The organism is Paenibacillus baekrokdamisoli, assembly GCF_003945345.1.
Classification (GTDB): domain Bacteria; phylum Bacillota; class Bacilli; order Paenibacillales; family Paenibacillaceae; genus Paenibacillus_Z; species Paenibacillus_Z baekrokdamisoli.
The window spans coordinates 4,490,553-4,513,560 of sequence record NZ_AP019308.1; the positions used below are offsets into that span (position 1 = coordinate 4,490,553).

Sequence of the window (23,008 nt, forward strand, 5' to 3'; positions counted from 1 at the left end):
GTTTAACCCTCCAATTCAAAACGGTAGTCTTCGATAACCGTGTTAGCCAGCAGCTTCTCGCACATAGCCTTCAGGCGTGCTTCCGCTTCCGCGCGGTCTGTTGTGTTCAAATCGAGCTCGAGATATTTGCCGATACGTACTTTGCCAACTTCGTCAAAGCCCATGGAGTGAAGGGCGCCTTGTACGGCGCTGCCTTGTGGATCGAGTACGTTCTGCTTGATTGTTACGTAGACTGTTGCTTTCATGGGTGGGTCGCCTCCTGGAAAATTATCTTTGTTTCGCGCAGATGGTGGGGCGGAAAATGGGGGTTGCGCAAAACGCTGGGAGTACCCGCCTCCGTCGCTGTTGAACCCCGGAATCTTGATTCCACTCTTACGGTGGATTCCCGGGTTCAAAGGCGATCACTTCGTTCTCCGGCGGGTATCCCGCTTTTTTGCTCCACACATTTTCCTGAAACCATTTCTCTCTTGCAAGATGCGCTAGGGAGCAACGGGCGCTTAGCCCGCTATTCGCCGCACGCGGTTATGGAAGTGCGAGACATCTTTGCTTGTCCCGCGGGTTATAGTAGTAACTTCACGATAAAGAGCAAAAGGTCAAAGGCGGAAGTGATTCCCGCTTTCAGCGTTTTCTGTTAGCGCTATACCTTCTGCGCTTATTCAAATTTATAAGTTCGGGCGCTTGCGGCGCTAGGATCGAGAGCGTTGCGCTTTGCGCTAGTTCGAGAGCATTGCGCTTCGCGCTAGTTCGAGAGCATTGCGCTTCGTGCTAGTTCGAGAGCATTGCGCTTCGCGCTAGTTCGAGAGCATTGCGCTTCGTGCTAGTTCGAGAGCATTGCGCTTCGCGCTAGTTCGAGAGCGTTGCGCTTTGCGCTAGTTCGAGAGCGTTGCGTTTCGCGCTAGTTCGAGAGCGTTGCGCTTCGCGCTAGTTCGAGAGTGTTGCGCTTCGCGCTAGTTCGAGAGTGTTGCGCTTCGCGCTAGGATCGAGAGCGTTGCGCTTGGCGCTAGTTCGAGAGCATGGCGCTTGGCGCGCTTAGAGAGCTTGGCCGGTTAAGACTTTGTAGATGTCCAGGTAGCGGCGGGTTGTTTCTTCTACCACCGCTGTAGGTAATGGAGCCGGTTTGCTGTTTTGGTCCCAGTCGGAACCAAGCAGATAGGTACGAACCGGCTCTTTGTCCATGCTGTCAATCTCGATGTCGAGCGCATAGTTCTCTTTGGCCCAGAAGCGTGATGAATCTGGGGTGAAGATTTCATCGATCAGGATGACTTTGCCGTCGATAAGTCCGAATTCGAATTTGCAATCAGCTAGTATGATGCCGCGTTCTTCGCAGAAGCTGCGAGCAAATTCATAGAGCTTGATGCTTTGGTCACGGAGTTCTATAGCGAGCTCCGAGCCAACCATCTCCTGCATCTTCTCGAATGGGATATCTTCGTCGTGACCGACATCATTCTTGGCTGCTGGCGTGAACAACGGTTGATCAAACCGCTCATTCTTGCGAAGACCAGCCCGAAGCTCGATTCCGTTAATTGCCGATGTTTTCACATATTGTCTCCAACCGCCGCCAGTGATATAGCCCCGAACGACACATTCGATATCAATACGCTCTGCTTTCTTGGAAACCATGATCCGATTCTTCAGCAGCCCAGGCTCAGTAACAAGATCACCCAGCTTCTCTACATCGGTATGCACGATATGGTTCTCTATAATAGCTGCCGTCTGTTCGAACCAGAAGGCTGACAATCGATTGAGTACATTGCCCTTCTCCGGTACAGCCGGATCGAGCACATAATCGAATGCACTAATTCGATCCGTTACAACGATCAGGTAATGCTCGCCTAGATCATACAGCTCACGTACTTTACCTTTATATAGCAAAGGTGCTTTGATATAGTCCACAGCCGTGGACAACGCTTGTGTAGTCATTGCACTTGCTCCCCTTCCGCTCAACAATTAGATCAAATTAGATCAATTCAAGACGTTTGAAAATCGTATCCACATGCTTCAGATGCCAGGTTGGATTGAAGCAATCTTCAATTTCTTCAGCGGAGAGAACAGCTGTGATCTCTGGTGTAGATTCAATAATATCGCGGAATTGGCGCTGTTCTTCCCAAGCTTGCATCGCACGTGGTTGAACGGTGTCATAGGCTTGCTCACGGCTGAAGCCTTTGTCGATCAGCTTCGTCAGGACGCGTCCAGAGAACGGAACGCCATAAGTGCGCTGCATGTTGCGTTTCATATTCTCAGGGAACACTTGCAGGTTCTTGATGATATTACCCAGACGATTCAGCATGTAGTTAAGCAGCATCGTTGCATCTGGTAAAATAATACGTTCTACGGAAGAGTGGCTAATATCGCGCTCATGCCACAATGGCACGTTCTCGTAAGCGGTGATCATGTGACCACGAATTACGCGGGATAGACCAGAGATGTTCTCGCAGCCGATTGGATTGCGTTTATGTGGCATAGCCGATGAACCCTTTTGACCTTTGGCGAAAGGCTCTTCCACTTCACGGAATTCACTCTTTTGAAGGGCGCGGATTTCGGTAGCGAATTTATCAAGTGATGAAGCAACTAAAGCGAGTGTTGCCATATATTCAGCATGACGATCGCGCTGAAGCGTCTGCGTCGAGATCGGTGCTGGTGAAATGCCGAGCTTGCGGCATGTGAATTCTTCGATGAATGGATCGATGTCAGCGTAAGTACCTACTGCTCCGGACATTTTACCGAACTGAACGCCGTTTGCGGCATGGCGGAAACGCTCTAGGTTACGTTTCATTTCCTCGTACCAAAGTGCAAGCTTAAGTCCGAAAGTAGTCGGCTGCGCATGAACACCATGCGTACGACCCATCATGGCTGTATCTTTATAAGTCACGGCTTGGCCGCGCAGAATATCAATGAAGTTCGTGATGTCGCGCTCTAGAATTTCATTGGCTTGACGAAGGATATAACCCATTGCCGTATCGACAACGTCCGTCGAAGTAAGACCGTAGTGAACCCATTTACGCTCAGGACCAACTGACTCCGATACCGCACGAGTAAAAGCAATAACGTCATGACGAGTTTCCAGTTCAATTTCGTTAATGCGGTCAATGTCAAAGCTTGCGTTACGACGAAGCGCCTCGACATCCTCACGTGGAATAGCGCCTAGCTCTACCCATGCCTCACATGCACAAAGCTCGACTTCAAGCCATGCCTTGAATTTATTCTCTTCGGTCCATATTGCTCTCATTTCCGGTCTGCTGTAGCGTTCTAACATGAGTTTTAAGCCCTCCAAATATTGGTTTCGGTAATCCAAGCCAGTGCATCATCTACTTGCGCAGCAAGCACGTTCACATGACCCATCTTCCGTTTATGTTTTGCTTCATGCTTCCCATATAAATGTACCTTCGGGGCAACGCCCAAACGGTCCGCCGCTTCATCAATAACAGCCATCCGCTCAAGCAGCGGTTCTACATGCTCACCGAGCACATTCACCATTACGACAGGTGTCAGTAGTGCAGTGTCACCAAGCGGCAGGCCGCAAACTGCCCGTACATGCTGCTCGAATTGCGACGTGCGGCATGCTTCCATCGTATAATGGCCGCTGTTATGCGGTCGTGGCGCCAGCTCATTGACGAATAGTTCTCCATCTGCTGTGAGGAATAATTCCACCGCGATAAGACCGACAGCCCCAAGTCCTTCAGCTATCCGTGCAGCTAGGCGTTCTGCTTCCCGCTGAACGGTCTCATCCACCCTTGCAGGGACGATAGATAGATGCAGAATATTGTCGATATGAATATTCTCCGCTGCCGGGAATGTTCGAATCTCGCCTTGCGGGCTTCTAGCTGCTATAACAGATAATTCTTTCTCGAATCGGATAAACTGTTCAAGCACAAGCTCTGTACCTGCACGGTTCAACGTCTCGAAAGCTTCATCAATCTCAGCTTCATCTCGGATGACCCATTGACCCTTGCCATCATAGCCTCCAGTCGCCGTCTTCAATACGCATGGAAGACCGAACTGAGCAACACCTGCACGAAGCTCGTCTACGTTGCCGACCTCACAGTAAGGTGCAACCTTTACGCCCGCTGCTTCAATTGCGCGTTTCTCCCGCAAACGATGCTGCGTCGTATAAAGCAGCTCACTTCCTTGCGGCACATAGGATTCTTCCATCAGCATGGCAGCAACGCCCGCATCAACGTTCTCGAATTCATACGTGATGACATCGGCGCGCTTCGCAAGCTCATGGGCAGCATCGCGATCGTCATAATTCGCGATAATTTGCTCGGCCACTTGGCCGCAAGGAGCATCCGGTGTCGGATCAAGCGCGATGAAACGGTAACCCATAGCACTTCCGGCATTAGCCATCATTCGGCCAAGCTGTCCGCCGCCCAAGATTCCAATTGTCGAGCCTGGCAGTATAACCTTCGCAGATTTGGCAGCGGCTTGACCTTTATGATCAATACCATCAACCCTGCTGGATTCACTCTTAGCTGCCGATTCAGCAGCCTCGCCAACCTCAATTTCGCAGCCATCTACACCACAGGTGCCCATAGGATCACTCTTCAGCCAGCTCGTAAGTGAAACGAGTCCGCCTCCCTGCTTCTCTGCTTCACTCATAGGGTATCGCTGCTTTCTAGCACTTCTTGCTGCACACGATCTCGCCGTGCCTGCACGCGAGCTTGAATCTCGGGATCAAAGGCTCCCAGAATCTGACCAGCGAGCAATCCAGCGTTCGTACCGCCGGCATTGCCAATGGCTACTGTTGCAACGGGGATGCCGCCTGGCATCTGAACAATGGAAAGCAGTGAATCCAGTCCATTCAAATTCGAGGACTTCACGGGAACGCCAATTACCGGCAATATCGTCTTTGCAGCGACCATGCCGGGTAAATGTGCAGCTCCGCCTGCTCCCGCTATAATGACCTTTAGTCCACGGGATGCGGCAGATTCCGCGTATTCAAACATCAAATCCGGCGTTCGATGCGCCGAAACGACTTTCTTCTCATAAGGAATTTGCAGCTCTTCCAGCACGTCACAGGCTAGCTTCATTGTTTCCCAATCTGATTTGCTGCCCATGATAACGCCTACTTTAGCAGACATGCGATTAAAACCACCTTTTATAGTAGATATCACGATTACAGCTTACTTTGCGCATGAATCGTCACTGTTAACCAGTTGAATAGATCTGCTTCACATAGGATGGCATAACAGCTCTTATAATTTAAGAGCTCAGCCTGACAAAAAACAACATTTTTCTCCCCTAATCAAGCAAAAAAGCCCCTCAGCACCGTTTCCAATCGTGGAATGCTTCGGGACATAGAAAGCCTTAACAAAGAATAGCTTGCTTGACCGGTAACAAAAAAGGGATGACTACTGGAGAAGTTCACGTCTCACAGCGGGTCAGTTCCTGTACGGTAAAGACAACATCAGGCTGCCCCATGATGGCGACAACCTGTTTCTTCGTATCATAGGCTCGTAGTCCGAAAATTAATGGTTCCGGGTAGATACTCTCAGGCCTTATTCCTGAGTATATACGAGGGATAAATTAGTCTAAATCAAACACTTCTCAACTACCTTTAGTTTATCAATCCTCCGTCAGAATGTCAACGCAAAAACACGAACATTAATCTACAACCAACGATTAAAGTTCGTCTTTAGCGTATTTTCCATAGACAACGATCGCTCTTTTCGAGTCAGCTGGATTTTTACTGCCAAAAGAGTTAACCACCTTCCGGCAATACAGGATTTATAAGTAAAGATGGATGAGAAATAATACGACAAACAGGATTGCAGCGGAGAAATGCCACTTACGCTGAGAAGTGGTAGTGACCTTCTTCTGCTTCCTTGAAGCGAAGACCATTCCAATTACAGAAACGATCACAAGTCCCGTTAATGCACCCAACCCTGTAATGAGATCCTTCAAGCTATGTTTTGCGGCAAATAGAAAGAACGCTCCATGGCTGACTGCGACAAGGAGGATAAACCAGCCAATGAAGGTATGATTGCGTTTCAGGAATAGCATCACGCTTCTTAATAGTGGGAACACAACACTTGGCTTTCCTTTAAGCACAATCATCAGCTCTCGCAGAACCCAGTAACCCATCGCTGCATAGAGACCGAATTCAGCTGGCTTCGAGATAAGCGTCCCGATCTCCTTCATTCTTCTTACGGTACCTAGATTCGGCCATTGTGTTAACACTTTGGACCATGAATTCGTAAGTGTGACAAAAAGCGCGAGTGTAGTCATTATCATAAGCACTGTTAAGAACACCCGAAGTAGTGCGGTCAAAGGATATTTTCTTACGGCTTGGATCCATCGTGGCATATCACACACTTCCTTTTAGGTTGTTAAAGATTTCCTCCAGTATAAACGGGCGATCTTAATCCTAAATGAGAGAATATAGGAGGTAATGAGAGAAGAGTAGGAAAGCAAAAATTCTGGAAAGCCGAAAGTGGACAGTGGAGATATAAATAAGGGGTAAGCTCTACTTACCCCAACCCAAAACATAAAATTCTTATCTGTCAAAAAAGACCACTCCACAGGCGGGAGCAGTCTCTTCTTATTAGGTCCAGTTCTATGGTTTCCTTTAGCTTAACCTTGGCTGCCGATAAACGCATACCGTGCAATAATGAGAATCGCCAGGATCCACATGAGCCAATGCACCTTGTAGCCGCCAGCTTTCTTGCCAGCAAGGTTAGCAATGGTCGCAAGCAGCACATAGGACACGATTCCGAATGAAACACCGTTCGCGATATTGTAAGTAAATGGCATAAGGGCAATCGTGAAGAAGGATGGAATGGCATAGACCATGTCTTGGAAGTCAATTTCTTTGATGGATTGAACCATCAGCACACCTACGATAATAAGGGCAGCAGCTGTAGCTGAACCCGGAATCAGCGAGATGATCGGCCATAGGAATAGCGCACATAAGAAGGCGATCCCGGTTGTCACTGCAGTAAGACCTGTACGTCCGCCTTGAGCGATACCCGCCGAGCTCTCGACGAATACGGTCACGGTGCTTGTACCAAGCATTGCGCCGCCGCTGACACCGATCGCATCCACGAACATCGCTTTACCAACAATTTTCTTGCCCTTCTCTGGATCCTTCATCACGCCAGCACGGTTCGCCGTACCAACGAGTGTTCCAAAGGTATCGAATAGTTCAACGAATGTGAACGTAGCGATAATCGAGATAATGCCTGTGTGCCATACGCCTGCCCAGTCGAAATTCCAGAAGTTCATTTGTGTGAAGTCTGGTGACCAGGATTGTCCCTTTAACGTCTCGCTAACATTAACATCGCCCGTAATAATCGCAACGATGGTCGTTCCGATAATACCGAAGAGGATCGCACCTGGGACACGAAGCACCATCAGTACAGAGATGATCAGCAAGCCGATAAGTGTAAGGTATACACTTGGGCTGCCGAGGTTGCCCATATGAATAACGGACTCAAAGCTTAAGATATCCGTAAATACACCTTTAGGAATATCTGTTACCACGTTCTCGACTCCGATTGTCATAAGTCCGCTGTTCTTCAAGCCGATAATTGTAATGAATAATCCAATACCAACCGTGATTGCATGCTTCAGGCTATCTGGAACAGCCGTGAGGAGCATTTGGCGGATCTGGGTAATCGTTAAGATGAGAAAAATAATACCGGAGATAAAGACAGCTGTTAATGCCATTTCAGGTGAGATGGGGTGATCCGTTGCTTTGGATGCAAGCACAGTTGCTGCGAAATATGCATTGAGTCCCATACCCGGTGCAAGTGCTGCTGGAAAGTTAACGAATAGTCCCATCGCAATGGTGAAAATACCGCCTGCAAGTGCGGTCGCAAGAAAGACCGAATATGCGCTAAGCCCTGCTCCTCCCAGAATTCCTGGGTTGACTGCCAATATGTACGCCATCGTCATGAATGTCGTGAGGCCAGCCATAATCTCTGTTCTTACATTTGTTCCGTTTTCCTTCAACCGAAAGAAACTACGCATTTTTTAATATACCCTCCTCAAAAAATGTGGTCAGAACAAACAAGAAACCCAAGCTATAAAATGCCAATATTGGCATTCTAACCTAGGTTCCACGCAAAACAAGAAAAGTATACACGTTGGACCAACAGCCGTGTTACTCATCTCGCTCTTCGTAGACAGATCATTAAGGTGATCTCGTAGAGACTCTCAAGCCGATTCCTGAGATTATACGAAAAGATATGCAGTTTGTACGATTCTTGAATATTCTAGCGAGCAACTACGAAAAGTTGTCAATGGAAAACGTTTGCTTTCCGAACAATATTCTTCATTTTTACAAAAGCGAGTAGCAGGTGGTTTAGACGTAATATCGTACACGATCCGGTTCACGTTATCGACTTCGTTAACGATCCGAACCGAGATTTTCTCAGGAACATCCCAAGGAATCCGCGCCCAGTCCGCGGTCAGACAAGTGTACTTCGGTCTCCATTAATTTCCTTTAAGCGTATTCGTAATTTGCGCCTTGGACTTTAGTTCTTCCAGCCATGCAGGGGAAAGTTCGGCAACCTTCTGGCTAATGAGCTGTTCCCGGATTTCAGCTTTCTTCTCTTCAAGCGTCGCTGCCTTCGCTGCCTTATGGTCTGATACTTTGATGATGTGATAACCAAACTGCGACTTTATCGGTCCACCCAGCTCACCAACCTTAAGCGAGAACGCTGCTTTCTCAAACTCAGCGACCATTTCCCCTCTGCCGAAGAAACCAAGATCACCACCAGCATTCTTACTGCCTGTGTCAATTGATTTATCTTTCGCCAGCTTCGCAAAATCCGCGCCTCCTTTCAGCTGCTTCATAATTTCGTCAGCTTCTGCTTTCGTTGCGACCAGAATATGCGATGCTTTCACCTGCTCAGGCTGATCGAACATGGCTCTGTTTGCCTCAAAATATTGTTTCACATCTTCGTCTGTCACTTTCACACGCGGCTCTACGAGCTTGCGAATGCGAAGCTGCATCGGTGTTTGCTTCTTCAAATCTTCGAGCGTCATGCCCGCTTGCTGCAGCGCAGTTTGAAAATCCGATTCAGACGGGAACCGCTTCTTGATTTTCGCAATTTCCGCTTCCACATCTTGGTCAGTGATTACGATGCCTTTCTTCTTCGCCTCTTGCTTAACAAGCTCTTCTTGAATCAGGTTGTCCAGCATTTGCTTTCCGCCAACTGCAGCCATCGTATCGTACAGCTGGTTCTTGGTAATGGATACGCCATTAACTGAACCGATCGCTTCATTACCGCCATCACCTAATGGAGACTTTTCGGGCCTGCTTGCAATAATGACTGAATTCGAAGAGGCATTAAAGTTGACATTTGCACCGAGCATCTCAGCGGCGGCGCGGATAGGGACGTAAGTAACGCCCTTAATTGATACCGGTTCTACAGTTGATTTCTGACCATTTACAATCAAGGTCATTTTCGTTGCGGCGTACGCTCCCGCACCTGCCGCAAGCGTCATACCCGCTACGACCAGTGCAGTTACCCCAACTCTACGAAATAGGATGTTGCCTTTACTTCTACTCATAAAAATAAACCTCCCGCTGGAATCATTTCCGATGACTATTAATGAATTTCATACTAGAATTCTACATCATTACTTTGGTTATATATAGCATTTCGATCCGTTCTTTAATTTGGTCATAAAAAAACTCCCTTCTATTTGCTAAATAACGCAAATAGAAGGGAGTAACTTTTTAGCAATCTATTCCCACTCGATCGTAGCTGGTGGTTTCGAGGTAATATCATAGACAATCCGGTTGACGTTATCGACTTCGTTAACGATCCGAACCGAGATTTTCTCAAGAACATCCCACGGAATACGTGCCCAATCCGCTGTCATGCCGTCAATGGAAGTTACCGCGCGAATACCTACCGTGTAGGAATACGTACGAGCATCACCCATAACGCCAACACTCTTCATGTTCGGCAGCGCCGTGAAGTACTGCCAAATTTCCCGATCCAGACCGGCTTTGATGATTTCATCACGGAGAATCGCATCAGATTCGCGAACGATCGTCAGCTTCTCATCCGTTACTTCACCAAGCACACGGATTGCAAGACCCGGACCTGGGAAAGGTTGACGCCATACGATGGCATCCGGCAAACCGCACTCGGAGCCAACTTTACGAACCTCATCCTTGAACAGCGCCTTCAGCGGTTCAACAAGCTTGAACTTGATGTCCTCTGGCAAACCGCCAACATTGTGGTGAGACTTGATCGTTTGCGCTGTCGCCGTGCCGCTCTCAACGATATCCGTGTACAGCGTACCTTGAGCAAGGAATTCAAAGTCGTCGAATTTATCGGATTCTTCTTGGAAGACATAGATAAACTCGTTACCAATGATTTTACGCTTCTGCTCCGGATCGTCGACACCCTTCAGCTTGCCTAGGAAACGCTCGCTTGCATCGATTTTGACAACCTTCATATCGAACTTGCCAACGAATGTCTCCATGACGCCTTCGGCTTCGTCTTTGCGGAGCAAGCCATGATCGATGAACATACAAGTAAGCTGATCGCCGATCGCTTTGTGAAGAAGAATAGCAACAACGGATGAATCAACCCCGCCAGACAACGCACAAAGTACCTTGCTGCTGCCGACTTGATTGCGAATATCGCGAATCGTATCTTCAATAAAGGTCTCCATGCTCCAAGTACCTTCGCAGCCACAAACGTTGAAAAGGAAATTGTGAATCATTTCATTCCCTTGAACGGAGTGACGTACTTCTGGATGGAATTGAACGGCATAGAGCTTGCGTTCTATATGACTCATTGCCGCGATTGGCGCGTGATCCGTGCTTGCATCAACGCGGAAGCCAGTCGGCAATTCAACAACATGGTCGCCATGACTCATCCATACCGTTTGTCGGTTCTCCAAGCCTTGTACGAGATGGCTGCCATCAACAAAATCCACTTCAGCCTTCCCATACTCACGTTTACCCGCACGCTCAACCTTACCTTCAAGCTGATGTGCCATTAACTGCATGCCGTAGCAAATACCGAAAATTGGCAGTCCAAGCTCATAAATAGCAGGGTCAACTAGTGGCGACTTCTCCTCATACACACTTGACGGTCCTCCCGAGAACACAATACCTTTCGGCTGCAGCTCACGGATCCGTTCTGCCGTCGTATTGTAGGGCAGCAGCTCGCTGTATACACCTAAATCCCGAATGCGTCGTGCAATTAACTGGTTGTATTGTCCGCCGAAATCGAGGACAACGATCATTTCATTTGGCTTGTCCAATTGTTTAAAGCCTCCCTTAAATCATTGTGTCAATTATAGCTATAGGAGTTTGGGACAGTCAAGGCAGAAGGACAATGGAAAAAAACTGACATCCACAGCCTCAGCTTTTGGATGTCAGTTTGTAGTATCGCCTAAATGGAGGAACTGGATTGTGGTTGCGTTTGTATTTGCGATTGCGCTTTGTCGGCGGCTTGGTTCATTTTGTTCCTTGCCAGCTTAAGATAGCCATAGACATTCTGCAGATCGCTTTCTTCTACGAAGCGAAGGCGAACGGGTCCGGCCGCATCATTGATGTAAGATTTAAGCGCCGATGCACCGCCGCCAAGCACGTAAAAGCATTGAATATCGGGATACTTTTTCCACTTTTTAACGATTAGATCGACCACTTTATTAGCCGCTCGCGAGAAATAGGTATCGACAATCGGCCGAATATCCGCTTGACCTTCTCCTACACGCTGAATAATATATTCGCGGTTCTTAAGTCGTTGAATTAGCTTCGTACGGCTTGGGAAACGATGACCGAATTGATCCTCGACATCACGGATAATGTTATCTAGATAGCCCGACAGACCGAACTGCTCTCCGGTACTGAACTGATTGTCGATGCTCATCCGCTTAATAACTGGAAAGTCTGTCGTGAGAGCACCCATCTCACAAATTCCGATACAGCCATAATAAAGCTCTTCATTCTTCACCTGAAGGTTATCATGCGTAGCCATATGGAACAAAGCCGCAGCACCCTCAATTGAAACAACGGCCTGACGGATAATGACGCGAATAGACTTCCCTTTCAACTTCGGCGTAGAGAGAAACGTGACCTGATGCTCGCCAACGAGCCGTTCTTCGAAGGTTTTGTGGAAGCCTGCATAGGTCCGAACCGGCAAGCCCGTTCCGATCACATACTCCACGACTGGAGCTGTCTGTCCTTGCGTCGGCTCGTAGTCCTGATTCTGATGGGTCAAGCCTGCATAGGCCAAAGCTGTTAAAGCCACGATCAAGGATTGGTCACTTGTCGCCTTGTTATCCGTCTCTTCCAGCTCCGAATTATCCTGATCCTCCATAGCAAGAAGTCCTACGAAATAACGTTGATTATTCTTCTTCAGCTTGGGACTATGTACCTCAACATCCAGTGCATTGACAGGCGAGTCTTCCTCTTGAAATACATGCCGTTCATAGCCGGGAGAAACGATGCTTGGTATTACGATTGGTTCTGGTGATCCTTCTACCACTACTTTTACACTATCATTACCTACATCAATTCCAGCCAATCTTATCACAATAGAAACCCCCGTTCGTTGTTGTATATATCGTCGGTATTCGAATATTAATTTAGCTTATTTATGACAAATTTCTATTTGTTTCGAGGTTTTTTTCACTAATATAAGTTTTTTGACGAATTATGCCGAATAAAATCAATACAAGCTTTTCTAATCTATTAATTCCAAGATTTACTTGAATATAGCGATAAAGGAGATCCCCCACTGATGTTCAAAATTAAAAATCGCAAAATGAATTCCGAGATCCCTGATACTTTTATCGGCGATGGTACTGTGGTCGAAGGAAAAATCCGCTCCGCTGGGGGCGTATGCCTTGAAGGCAAGCTTAGTGGAGATCTAGATTGTGAAGGCGATGTGAGGATTGCAGAAAGTGGCATCGCTAATTCCAACATCACGGCTAAAAATGTTTTCTTGGCTGGCCAAATAACAGGTAACGTCACAATCACAGGCAAGCTAACCATTACTTCAACCGGTAAGCTCTACGGCAATCTATCAGCAGCTACTCTTTCCATTGAGGAAGGCGGTCTCTTTCAGGGCAGCAGCACGATGGATCATGATCAGATAAGTACCGGATTGGAGCTGCGCAGCGGACTCGAACGCCGCAGCGGCTTTGACCGTCGCAGCGCTATCGAGGGGATCTGGATGAGCGAGGAGCGCAGGGTTCATGTCGAACGAAGAAATTGCGAGGAAAGCGCAGCTAGTGCCGAGCAGTGGGAGGAGTCGGAGCGCAGAGAGGGCGCCGACAGAAGAGATAGCGCGGACCGAAGAAATAGTGAAGATCGTAGAGATAGAGCAGACCGAGGAAATAATGAAGATCGTAGAGATAGAGCAGACCGAGGAAATAGTGAGAATCGAAGCACTCTAGCAAGCATTGGGGAGAATGATAGTGAGATGGACAGCGAACCTAATGAGAGTGCCGCCCCACCTGCCATTAGCAGTATAAGAGAGAGCGGCAGAGCTTTTATGAATAGTATTAACGAAAAATCTCTTCAAGTAACGGCAAACGAACCTCCAACTGAGAAAGAGCATGCGAGCAATTTGCATGCTATCGAGCTTACAGAGAACGAGGAGGAAGACAACCAACTGAGTACTGCCTCCTCTGCTGCGAATGTGCAGCATCCAGATCAAAACCATATTCAGGATCAGATTGTGCAAATCGAAGAACACTTGCCTCCTGCTGTAGATGTAACGATCAATTCTTCCAATATTGAAGAAGTGAATGAAGCTGTCCTTCTTCATAAGGAAGAGACTGTAATCAGCGATATTATAAGTACTGTGGAAAGCCCGCTGTATGTTGAGTCTGAGCAGCTTCCCATGACCAATGAAACGATGAAGCAGGAAGAATCCCATTCACAGCCTTTGTCTAATAATAAGATCTACGGAGATCCTGCGGCGCTGCTTAAGAATTGGTAATGAAGGAAATATGAATGGGTAATGAAGGTAATAGGTGAATAACGAAGGGACTGTTCCATTTGGTAGCCAAGGCTGCTGAGGAAGGGTCCCTTTTTGCATGATGAAATCTCATAGTCCTATACATTTCCATCCATCCAAGATATCATTTTCCAAGAAGGTGCAGGGGTAAACAAGATTCGCTTCGTCTATATACGTGGAGAGGGGGAGAAGGACATCTATGAACAGCGCGTGATCGAACAAGTGCTTGCGGGAGATACAGAAGCTTTCCGGACAATCATTGACCATTATGAAGCTTATCTATACCAGGTCGCATTATCCGTTCTGCATCATCCTAAGGATGCAGAAGATGCCGCGCAAGAAGCATTCGTAAAGATCTACTTCTCTCTCTCTAAGTATCAAGGCCAAGGGTTCAAAACCTGGTTGACCCGAATCGTCGTCCATACGGCAATCGATTATAAGCGAAAGCTAGGCACGCGGAGAGAAACACTTGGAGCCATGGACAGCAATGAGCTTGCTGCTGCGGCCTTCGAGCAAACCGCTGCTCCTGAATCGGTTGAAGATGACCTGCTGCGTAAAGAACGCGCACAGCTAATTGCCTGTTACCTAAGCGAAATACCAGATAATTATCGCCACGTAGTCGTGGCCTTCTATATGGAAGAAAAGTCTCATATGCAAATTGCCAGCGAACATGGAATCGCAGTAAAAACCGTGGAATCCAAGCTATACCGAGCAAGAACCTGGATGAAGAAGCATTGGAAGGAGGAGGATTTCCGATGAGTCATGCAACGATGCAAGAATGGCAGCTGTACGCCGCTGGCACGCTTTCTCTAGCTAGATCTGAAGAGCTTGATCAGCATCTCTATGCGTGCGAGGAATGCCTAGCTATTTATATGGATGTGATAGATATGATCACTGCGGTTGATCATCAAGTGACACCACCCGTGTTTGCAGAGGAAAAGAAAGGGGATTTTGCTGATCGAGTGATGTCCGCCATTCATGAGGCTGCTTCCCTAGAAACCTTTGAAACCTTTGAAGCCTTTGAAGCCTTTGAAGCAGTGAGCAATGAAAATGGGAATACGCAAAAGATCCATTTGGAGAAGCAAACAGAACTTGATACTGTTCAAATTGATACGACTAGAGTTATTAAACCCCATTTGGTCGTAGTTGCTCCTTCTAGTCGGAATGGCGTTTCTCGCAGCCGTATGCCACTCATTTGCAAGCCGCTCTTCCAATACACCGTCGCCGCTGTCGTCACCCTTATACTTGTGGCTTCGGGCGTTTTCCAGGATGTCGGCGCATATGCTGGGCGAGCTGAGCCCATTGATCTCACGAGTGCAAACGGGGCGATATCAACAGAATCGTTCTCACAGCGCTTAATGGAGAAAACAACATCCTTACTTGATACCTTACATCCCACCCGTATAGGAGGTCATCCACATGAATAAAAGTCCTTTAGCCGCTTTTCTGCTCTCTTTCATTCCAGGCCTTGGTCATCTCTATCTTGGCCGCTTCTTTCGTGCATTCATATATGCAATCGGCTTCTTTGGTCCACTGGGATTAATTGCGCTTCTCGAAATCTCTAATGGTGGAAGCACCGACTCTAGAGTAATTCTCATGCTGCTTTTCGTCTCTTTTGTCATAGGTCTTATTAATATCATTGATATGATCGTCTCCCTGTTAAAGCCTACTCCTCAGTACCGCGACCAATTAGCTCCACCTCCACCTCCTGCAAATGGGAATGTCTTCACTGACTACGGGAGCAATGGTTCTAGTAACATTCAGCAAAATGAACGCTTTTTCACGATCATCCTCTCGCTTATTCCCGGTCTGTCGCATTTTCAACTCGGGCTTATGCAGCGTGGATTGACCTTTATCGTCGGCTTCTTCGGACTGTTTGCCATGATCGCTTTTGTCAGCTTCATTACGCATGAGACCGGGGTTTTCATCTTCCTTGTGGGACTGCCGATCATTATGTTCTATGGACTCTTCGATGCCATGCAGCTTCTTAATCGCAAGCAGCGCGGCGAAGAAATTATTGACCGTACGATCTTCGAGGACTTTGAACAGAATCGTGAAACGGGACGTAAAAGCAAAGCAGTCGCCCTGCTATTAGCTGTCTTCCCAGGTGCAGGTCATCTCTATCTTGGCTTGCAGAAGCGCGGCCTGCAGCTTATGGCTGCCTTTCTACTGACTGTTTATCTGATGGACGCCCTGAGACTTTCCCTCTTTCTTTACCTGATTCCGATCTTATGGTTCTTGAGTCTGTTTGACGCCATGCAGCTTGTTTCTAAGCAGGGAGAGGAAGAACTGAAGGATATTCCTCTAGTAGATGGACTGATGAATCACCAGAAATGGATTGGTTTGGGGCTAATGGCAATTGGCGCTTACTACTTATTCGATAATGCCATTCTCCGCATGATTGAACAGGAGTTCCCGCAATGGAGACTGTCGTATTGGTTCCAGCGTTATGCACAGGTAACGGTTGTCTCGGTATTATTCATCTTTGGCGGATTTAAGCTTATGCTCGGCAGCAAGAATAAAACACCTCACGAGGAGGTCGACAAAAACCAATGAAACGCTGGCGAGTAGGTACCTTATCCATGGGTTTATCCCTTATCCTGATTGGTGTAACAATATTGCTATCTAGCTGGAATCACGCATCAGCCGTAGATATTTTGCTTAACTGGTGGCCTGCTGTGTTTATTCTGCTCGGCTTAGAAATCATCTTTTTCCTAGCGATCAAGAGCAAAGAACAGCCTATTATTCATTATGATATTTTCAGCATTCTATTTGTCGGCGTGCTCTGTTGTCTTTGTATCGGCTTTGCTGCTGCCACAGCAAGCGGTTTAACCCATGAAATCCAATATGCGATAGGCAGCGAGGATCGTACCTACGATGTTCCCACCATTGATCAGCCCGTTCCCGCCAGTGTGACTCGGATCGTTGTACAAACTAGCGGCTCCATTCCAAAAATCGATAAAATTACCGAGCGCAAGATGCATCTATTCGGCACTTATCGGATTCGGCAATATCAAGATGAAAAAGGAGCTTTGCTGCAGGCAGCGGATATCACCACCATTCATACAATTGACCACACGATGTATATCTCAATCAAGGCACTGCCGCAGCGCATCGGATTGAATGATTCCTATCCCTCGACAACGCTAACGATGGCTGTTCCAAAGGACCTTCCTCTCGAGCTTAGAGGTGCTAATAACGAGCCTATACAGTAGGCGTGAAGGCGTAATGGAAATGGGTATGCGAATAATTGGTTTGGTGCGATAAAAAGGCAAACTGAGAAAAGCTAAACGTGAAAAGGCTAACGTAAGGTCAATTGGACCTTTGTGTTAGCCTTTTTTCAGTTCTGTTAAAGCTTACAACTCTTGAGCTTTTCGAGGGCTTTTGGAGAGTTTAAAGACTCTACAAAGACTCTACAATGGGCAAAACAACGGGCAAGCTCCACTTCTTCACACTGTCATCACTTACTTTAGACAGTTTGAACGACTCCAGCGGAGCGAGGCTGCTTCGTTGGAGGCAAGCTTCGAACCGCAGATAATAGGTCTGCCAGCTCCAACTGCGTTGGCAGCTCAAGCCACTCCGCTCCATAGCGCGCCTGCTCGTCCCATCGCACGAGCTGTGTGATGAGCTGCGCGGTTTGCGGCGGCAGGACTAGTGCCGCCGTGTATTCACGCGCAGTGCTTTGCGGCAGTTTTGCGCCGCAGCGAGTGTAGAGCTCGCGCCAGCAAGCATCCGCGAGCGCGAGGAACTGCCCGCGGGCCGCTAGGTGCCGGCCCGCGGTTAGTGCGCTGCCGTACTTATGCAGCGCACCTGCGAACGCATCGCGTTCGCGCCTGCGCCACGCCGCCGCGATCAAGCCGGCGGCGCCTGTGGCGCCCGCGGCTAGCGCGGCCATGGCCCATGGCCTGGCCGACGCGGCGCTGCGCGCCGCTTGCGCGAGGGCATGCGCCCCGCGCTCCGCGGCATCGGCGGCCCGCGTCGCGGCCGCCTGCAGCTGCACTGCGGCGCGCCCGGCAAGCCGCCGGACGCCAGCGGCTTCGCCGGCAGCCCCGGCGGCGGAATGCCCCGCCGCCGCCGCAAGATCCTGCTGCGCAGCATCGGCGGAATTACCGGCCGATGCTGCTCCGCCAACGGCGCCAGCTGCGCTGCTTGGCGCCGCAAGCCCCGGAGTCGGCTCGAAGGCCACCCAGCCGCTTCCCGGTATATAAACCTCCACCCATGCGTGCGCATCACTGGCTCGCACGGTATACATCTGCGTCTTCGCCTCTCCCGCTCCGGTCAGCGAAGCTGCTGCTTCGCCCGGAGCAAAGCCCTTCACGTACCGCGCAGGAATCCCCTGCGTACGCAGCATTACCGCCATTGCGGAAGCAAAATGAACACAATAGCCTTGCTTTTGCTCGAATAAAAAATCATCCACAAAATCCGTTCCCGCTGTTGGTATCGATGTATTCTTCATCGTATACGTATAGTGGGTTCGTAAGTATGTTTCTATTGCTTTGGCTTTATCATAACGTCCAGCACTCGCTCCTGCCTGATCAATAATCTGGCTCGCTAACGCTCCAATACGTGCTGGCAGTCCTTCTGGCAGCTTCGTATCCACCTGCAAAATAGCTTCAAGTTCAGGACTAGCAGGCTCGTTCGCATCCTTCTCCTTCTTCAAAAAAGCTGCCGATAGATTAGGCTGTACGGTGGATACGGTATATTGGATAATGCGCTCCTTGTCTGTTGCAGGATATAGCGCATGCGTCAGCTTATCCTGTCTGTAAAGATGGTCAGCTGTTCCATCGACAGACTGAAGGGCAACAATCTGTGAATCAGGCCCAGCTGTGAGCAAGGGCCAGCCCGCAGTTGGATAGGCAACCGAAACCGTCTGCTGAAATACCTCTGGTTCACTTACAACCACTTGCCCAGTAACCTTTGTATGAACCCCGATGCCCGAGCTCTCTTTCTCATCAAAGCTGCCCATACTTCCTACTATTCCCGCCAAAACATGCTCTGATTGCTCCAAACTGTTCCCTTTATTCTTCACAGCAATTGCCGTCCCAAACCCACCGGTACCAACCAAATCCCGCGCTGCTATAGCTGGGTTTCCACTCAAACCACCTATAGTCCGCTCCTCCAGCTGTGAGTTTTCCTGCTCCCAGCCGTGCCCGTTGTAGCTGCTTTTGCTCTCGCCGCGCAGATAGGCAGCTGTCGCTGACTGAACAGTGAATAGTACAGTACTGCTCGGGGATATCGGTGCACCGAGTACACGATCATCGAATCCATAGCCTGTTAATCCTTCCGATCCCAAAGCTTTCTCCGCGGTCATAGCCTCCAAGCTCTTTCCCTGAATAACCGCTGTCATTCGCTCCTTAGTCAAATGCAGCTTGCCCCAATTAACAGCATCCGCTGCCCAAGGAGCTGGTTCCGAAGCCGCAGTCTTCCCCCAAGCAGCACCAATTCCTACTGCGACGATAATCACTGACAGCCACGCTGCCCCACTCCACCAGCTCATCGCCCAGCCTGCCAGGGTAGGGTTACGGCCTGCCACCTTCCTCACGTGCACAATCTTTATTCCGCTGAGCCTCTCCATCCGAGGAACAGTCAATAATGCGCTCAACAGCAAACCCTCCGCACATGTGCGAAGAAGACCAGGGAATACATCCATGCCGAAGAATCCATACAGAACGAGCAAATAAACCGCAGTTAATGCAGTCAGCCCAAGTCCCCACTGCCGCAGCCACATCAAGGATTGCACCGCTAGCGCCATCATCCCGAGTCCTGCGATAAGCAGCAAAGTCCGTGTTTCCCCACTGAGCTGAAGCTGCCCTTCCATCACCCGCAGCATATCACTCTTCAGCGCCTGTACAAGACCCATGAAAGCTTCATAATTGGACGTATATTGAATGTTGAACAAAAGCATCACCGTCCCAAGGCAGACGACACTGTTTAAGAGGAACGAAATCAACATTGGAGGTACGAATACGCCGATTCCTAAGAATAATCCGACCGCCATAATAACGGGGCCTATTCGGTAAAGCTCCGTATAAGCTTCCAAGTGAGATAGCGGGAGCACCCATTCTATAATCAACCCGAACAGCAGCAGGCTTGTAATAAGACGTCGAGAGCTTAAATTGAAGAAGCTTAAGCTCGCTTTCTCCATCTCCCGGTTACTTGGCTTCGTCCCGTTAGCTAATTGAGGCACTGACATCAACGCGGCCCCCTTCCATAGCAGTAGGGTGATTATCTTGATACGCTGCAGGCACCGGCATCCCTTTTACGAAGCAGCCTGTCCCACTCAGTCGCTCCTGCCATTCCCGCTCCCTCTGCTGAGACTCCATCACACCGCCTCCATATGCCAAAAGCAAATAAAGCCGAACACCCCGAATGCCAGCAAGCTTCGCACCATAAGCTACACTTTGAAGTTCGGTCCCATCCCCATTATTCATCCGTCCAAAATCAGGCCTTATACTTCCCGCTTCTATCGTTCCCTCCGTACTAGCATGTCCCACTGCCAAACAAATGATGGCTGCACCTCGCGGCATTTGTCCGACTATTCCTGCTAGAGAGTCAAATAGCAGCTTCACTCCATTTGCCTGTATTCTGGCAAGCTTGTCCTCTGCAAGCCGAAGCGCTGCCTTATCCCCTGCACGAACAGTAACCCTCTCTTCTTCAAGGCTATTGCTTAGAATCTCAACCCCTTTGCCCTGCTCGAAGGCTCGCCTCAGCGCCATTGCAGCACGTCCGACATTGGCATCAAAAAGCCGCATTTCTTTTCCATACGCCTTTTGCGATGCTTCAAGCAAAATAATAACTTCACTAGGCTGCTCCGCATTGCTGATTCTTGTCTGCATGCCTAGACCTCTGGCCATCGCACGCCAATCGATGCGCCGCAGTGGATCGCCCGGGGTATAGGTGCGCACCTCAGGTCCCATTCCATCTCTGCTTACCCTCGCCGCAGCGGTCAAAGTTAGCCCCGATGCTGAAGCAACGGGTCTATCATTACTCGCATTCACCCCAGGAATGGCGCCAGGAAACCCTTTCCAATGCTCACCTGCTGGAGGCTGCGGCTTTACAAGAACAGAACTCGCACAGGAAAGTTCAAGCGTTCGAACCGTCATCCCAAGTAAATCACCGATCGAAATACGAATCGGCTGAAAGTCCAGCTCTCCCCGCTGCAGTCCTGTTACCATGTACCGGAACATTAATACTCGACTGAACCCCGGCACCGTAACGGTTCGATAGGGAACAACTGCATTTTGCGGAATCGTAAGATTCGCAATCCCCTCACTCACGCCAAGCCACATCAACGGTAACGGTCTGCTGAGCCGAACGAATACTTGAACCATCATTTGTCCGCCGTCCACCAATAGCCTCTCTTCTTCAATGATCCGCTCCACAGAGATACGTCCGGCTGCAGCGTAGGGCACCATGCAAACGCAAAGAAAAACGGCAGTCATCATAGCGAGGAAAAACCATTCCACAGCACCCCCTCGTGCATACTCAGCCGCAGCACTGGCAGCGAGCAGTACAATTAAGACGATTCTTGCAAAATACCGGCTATGCAGCTTACTTGCTTCAGCAGTATTTACGCCCGCAGCATTCAATTCACGAGCCGCAGCTTTAATCCTTTTCCCGCTATTCTTGTACATGCTGGATTTCTTAGTATCTGTCTCTACCCGATTTACTTTATCTGTAATAGTCCCCGATTTCCCTATCTGCGAGTTATTCCCAAGCACCCTAGACTTCCTAATCTTAACTGTCTTTATCTTATTCGCCTGTCTGTCTGAGTCCTCTTGCTTCGTCCTACGTTTGGAATTGCCAGAGCCCGTCCTCCTAGCAGCTCTACTCCCCACGCTTCCGTCGTTTGCCTCTATATCCCACACCGATTGCGGTTCACTCCCGCTGCTCATCTTCTTCGCCCGCCTTCAGTGATAGCCGATGGTATCGGTACAGCGGTCAAAATACGGCTTAGTACATCAGCTGCGCATACACCACTTACAGCAGCACCATCATTCACGATGAAGCGATGAGCCATCACAGGCTCAGCCGTTATCTTCAAATCATCCGGCACGACAAACCGTCGTCCTGCCACATAAGCAGTTGCTTGAGCCGCACGGATCCAGTCGCGAGTAGCTCTCGGACTTGCTCCTAGCTCCAGCTCCACCGCAGAACGCGTTGCTCCAACAACCTGCACCGCATAAGTGAGCAAGGCCGAATGAACATGTACCGACTGTGCGTCGCGCTGCATTCGCAGCCATTCCTCTGGAATAATAACAGGTCTGAGAAATTCAGGAATTAATCGCTGCGGAGCGATCTCCAGCATACGAATCTCATCCTCTTCGGACGGATAGCCGACGGATAGCCTCATCATGAAGCGATCTAATTGCGCTTCAGGCAGCGGATAGGTGCCATCATCACGCAGTGGGTTTTGCGTTGCAAGCAGCATGAAAGGCTGCGGCAGCCGGATGGTCTCGCCATCGGCCGTTACGCTCCGCTCTTCCATCGCTTCAAGAAGTGCCGATTGTGTTCGCGGCGGTGTCCGATTAATCTCATCAGCCAGCACGACATTGGCCATCAGCGGACCTTGACGGAATACGAGTTCACCCCGCTTACCATCCCATACCAAGCCGCCTACCACATCAGCAGGCAGCATATCTGAGGTAAACTGAATACGCCGGAATTCCCCGCCCATTACGCGTGCAATCGCACGTACAAGCAGCGTTTTGCCAACGCCAGGCACATCCTCCAGCAGTACATGCCCACCAGCAAGCAAGGCGGCGAAAACCTGAGCTACCAGCTCGCTTTTGCCTAGAAGGACACTATTCACCCTAGCCATCATTAGCTTCAACAATTGATTCGCGGCTTCTGGCCAGCTATCTTGTTCAGCAGCTGCAGGCAGCGCACCCGTCTGCTGCTCCTCCGCCAGTTGTTGCTTTGGAATCATATGACTCCACGTCCTTTCTTCTCCCTATTCCTTCACACTGAGACTTCCACACATTCGCACTCTCGCACTCTCGTACTCTCGCACACTTATACTTTTCCTCTATCTTCCCTATGGTTCTATTTGATAGTTTCGCCAGTTC

18 protein-coding genes, 1 pseudogene and 2 riboswitches are annotated in these 23,008 nt (G+C 49.2%); of the genes and pseudogenes, 5 read left to right on the forward strand and 14 right to left on the reverse strand.

Annotated features, from left to right (window positions below; genetic code table 11):
- Positions 1 to 2: 2 nt before the first annotated feature.
- The 11 genes and pseudogenes from purS to EKN16_RS19815 all read right to left on the reverse strand — a co-directional run bounded on the left by purS (position 3) and on the right by EKN16_RS19815 (position 12,509).
- The gene (gene purS / locus EKN16_RS19765) at positions 3 to 245 is read right to left on the reverse strand and encodes a phosphoribosylformylglycinamidine synthase subunit PurS (protein ID WP_125661102.1); all 243 of its coding nucleotides are present in this window, start codon (positions 243 to 245) and stop codon (positions 3 to 5) included.
- Between the two features lie 784 nt (positions 246 to 1,029).
- Complete coding sequence (locus EKN16_RS19770) at positions 1,030 to 1,920, reverse strand: phosphoribosylaminoimidazolesuccinocarboxamide synthase (protein WP_125661105.1); 891 nt, start codon at positions 1,918 to 1,920, stop codon at positions 1,030 to 1,032.
- 37 nt (positions 1,921 to 1,957) lie between these two features.
- Complete coding sequence (gene purB, locus EKN16_RS19775) at positions 1,958 to 3,253, reverse strand: adenylosuccinate lyase (protein WP_125661107.1); 1,296 nt, start codon at positions 3,251 to 3,253, stop codon at positions 1,958 to 1,960.
- 5 nt (positions 3,254 to 3,258) lie between these two features.
- The gene (gene purK / locus EKN16_RS19780; protein ID WP_232015865.1) at positions 3,259 to 4,596 is read right to left on the reverse strand and encodes a 5-(carboxyamino)imidazole ribonucleotide synthase; all 1,338 of its coding nucleotides are present in this window, start codon (positions 4,594 to 4,596) and stop codon (positions 3,259 to 3,261) included.
- Complete coding sequence (purE, locus tag EKN16_RS19785) at positions 4,593 to 5,078, reverse strand: 5-(carboxyamino)imidazole ribonucleotide mutase (RefSeq protein ID WP_125661110.1); 486 nt, start codon at positions 5,076 to 5,078, stop codon at positions 4,593 to 4,595. The genes purK and purE overlap by 4 nt, the downstream gene beginning before the upstream one ends.
- A 356-nt stretch (positions 5,079 to 5,434) precedes the next feature.
- Positions 5,435 to 5,535, reverse strand: a riboswitch (purine riboswitch).
- A 189-nt stretch (positions 5,536 to 5,724) separates the two neighbouring features.
- Positions 5,725 to 6,303, reverse strand: a complete 579-nt coding sequence (locus tag EKN16_RS19790) for a hypothetical protein (protein ID WP_125661114.1) — start codon at positions 6,301 to 6,303, stop codon at positions 5,725 to 5,727.
- A gap of 267 nt (positions 6,304 to 6,570) precedes the next feature.
- Positions 6,571 to 7,968, reverse strand: a complete 1,398-nt coding sequence (locus EKN16_RS19795) for an NCS2 family permease (protein ID WP_125661117.1) — start codon at positions 7,966 to 7,968, stop codon at positions 6,571 to 6,573.
- Between the two features lie 132 nt (positions 7,969 to 8,100).
- Positions 8,101 to 8,200: riboswitch (purine riboswitch) on the reverse strand.
- An 89-nt stretch (positions 8,201 to 8,289) separates the two neighbouring features.
- Positions 8,290 to 8,412 (reverse strand): annotated as a pseudogene (locus EKN16_RS33635) (GMP synthase (glutamine-hydrolyzing)); the annotation flags it as partial.
- A gap of 21 nt (positions 8,413 to 8,433) precedes the next feature.
- Positions 8,434 to 9,516, reverse strand: coding sequence for a peptidylprolyl isomerase (locus tag EKN16_RS19805; protein WP_125661120.1), 1,083 nt, complete (start codon positions 9,514 to 9,516; stop codon positions 8,434 to 8,436).
- A gap of 177 nt (positions 9,517 to 9,693) precedes the next feature.
- Positions 9,694 to 11,232, reverse strand: a complete 1,539-nt coding sequence (gene guaA / locus EKN16_RS19810; RefSeq protein ID WP_125661123.1) for a glutamine-hydrolyzing GMP synthase — start codon at positions 11,230 to 11,232, stop codon at positions 9,694 to 9,696.
- A gap of 131 nt (positions 11,233 to 11,363) precedes the next feature.
- Entirely contained in the window at positions 11,364 to 12,509 is a 1,146-nt protein-coding gene (locus EKN16_RS19815) for a ParM/StbA family protein (RefSeq protein WP_125661126.1), read from the reverse strand.
- 207 nt (positions 12,510 to 12,716) lie between these two features.
- Here EKN16_RS19815 and EKN16_RS19820 point away from each other — a divergent pair, with 207 nt between their 5' ends.
- The 5 genes from EKN16_RS19820 to EKN16_RS19840 all read left to right on the forward strand — a co-directional run bounded on the left by EKN16_RS19820 (position 12,717) and on the right by EKN16_RS19840 (position 17,155).
- Positions 12,717 to 13,922 (forward strand): bactofilin family protein, encoded by a 1,206-nt coding sequence (locus EKN16_RS19820; RefSeq protein ID WP_125661129.1) that lies wholly within the window; start codon positions 12,717 to 12,719, stop codon positions 13,920 to 13,922.
- A gap of 228 nt (positions 13,923 to 14,150) precedes the next feature.
- Positions 14,151 to 14,699, forward strand: coding sequence for an RNA polymerase sigma factor (locus EKN16_RS19825; protein ID WP_232015868.1), 549 nt, complete (start codon positions 14,151 to 14,153; stop codon positions 14,697 to 14,699).
- Positions 14,696 to 15,367: an anti-sigma factor family protein gene (locus tag EKN16_RS19830; protein ID WP_125661135.1), complete on the forward strand. Its 672-nt coding sequence runs from the start codon at positions 14,696 to 14,698 to the stop codon at positions 15,365 to 15,367. The genes EKN16_RS19825 and EKN16_RS19830 overlap by 4 nt, the downstream gene beginning before the upstream one ends.
- Positions 15,360 to 16,496, forward strand: coding sequence for a hypothetical protein (locus tag EKN16_RS19835; RefSeq protein WP_125661138.1), 1,137 nt, complete (start codon positions 15,360 to 15,362; stop codon positions 16,494 to 16,496). The genes EKN16_RS19830 and EKN16_RS19835 overlap by 8 nt, the downstream gene beginning before the upstream one ends.
- Complete coding sequence (locus tag EKN16_RS19840; protein WP_125661141.1) at positions 16,493 to 17,155, forward strand: LiaF transmembrane domain-containing protein; 663 nt, start codon at positions 16,493 to 16,495, stop codon at positions 17,153 to 17,155. Before EKN16_RS19835 ends, EKN16_RS19840 begins: the two co-directional genes overlap by 4 nt.
- Positions 17,156 to 17,409: 254 nt before the next feature.
- On the opposite strand, the gene EKN16_RS19845 is transcribed toward EKN16_RS19840, so the two are convergent.
- From EKN16_RS19845 to EKN16_RS19855, 3 genes are read right to left on the reverse strand one after another with little or no spacing between them, the layout of a single operon-like run.
- A complete protein-coding gene (locus EKN16_RS19845) occupies positions 17,410 to 20,133 on the reverse strand; it encodes a transglutaminase-like domain-containing protein (RefSeq protein ID WP_232015869.1) in 2,724 nt (907 codons plus the stop codon).
- On the reverse strand, positions 20,111 to 21,835 hold the full coding sequence (locus EKN16_RS19850; protein ID WP_125661144.1) for a DUF58 domain-containing protein: 1,725 nt from the start codon (positions 21,833 to 21,835) through the stop codon (positions 20,111 to 20,113). The genes EKN16_RS19845 and EKN16_RS19850 overlap by 23 nt, the downstream gene beginning before the upstream one ends.
- A complete protein-coding gene (locus tag EKN16_RS19855) occupies positions 21,832 to 22,869 on the reverse strand; it encodes an AAA family ATPase (RefSeq protein ID WP_125661147.1) in 1,038 nt (345 codons plus the stop codon). The genes EKN16_RS19850 and EKN16_RS19855 overlap by 4 nt, the downstream gene beginning before the upstream one ends.
- Between the last annotated feature and the right edge of the window lie 139 nt (positions 22,870 to 23,008).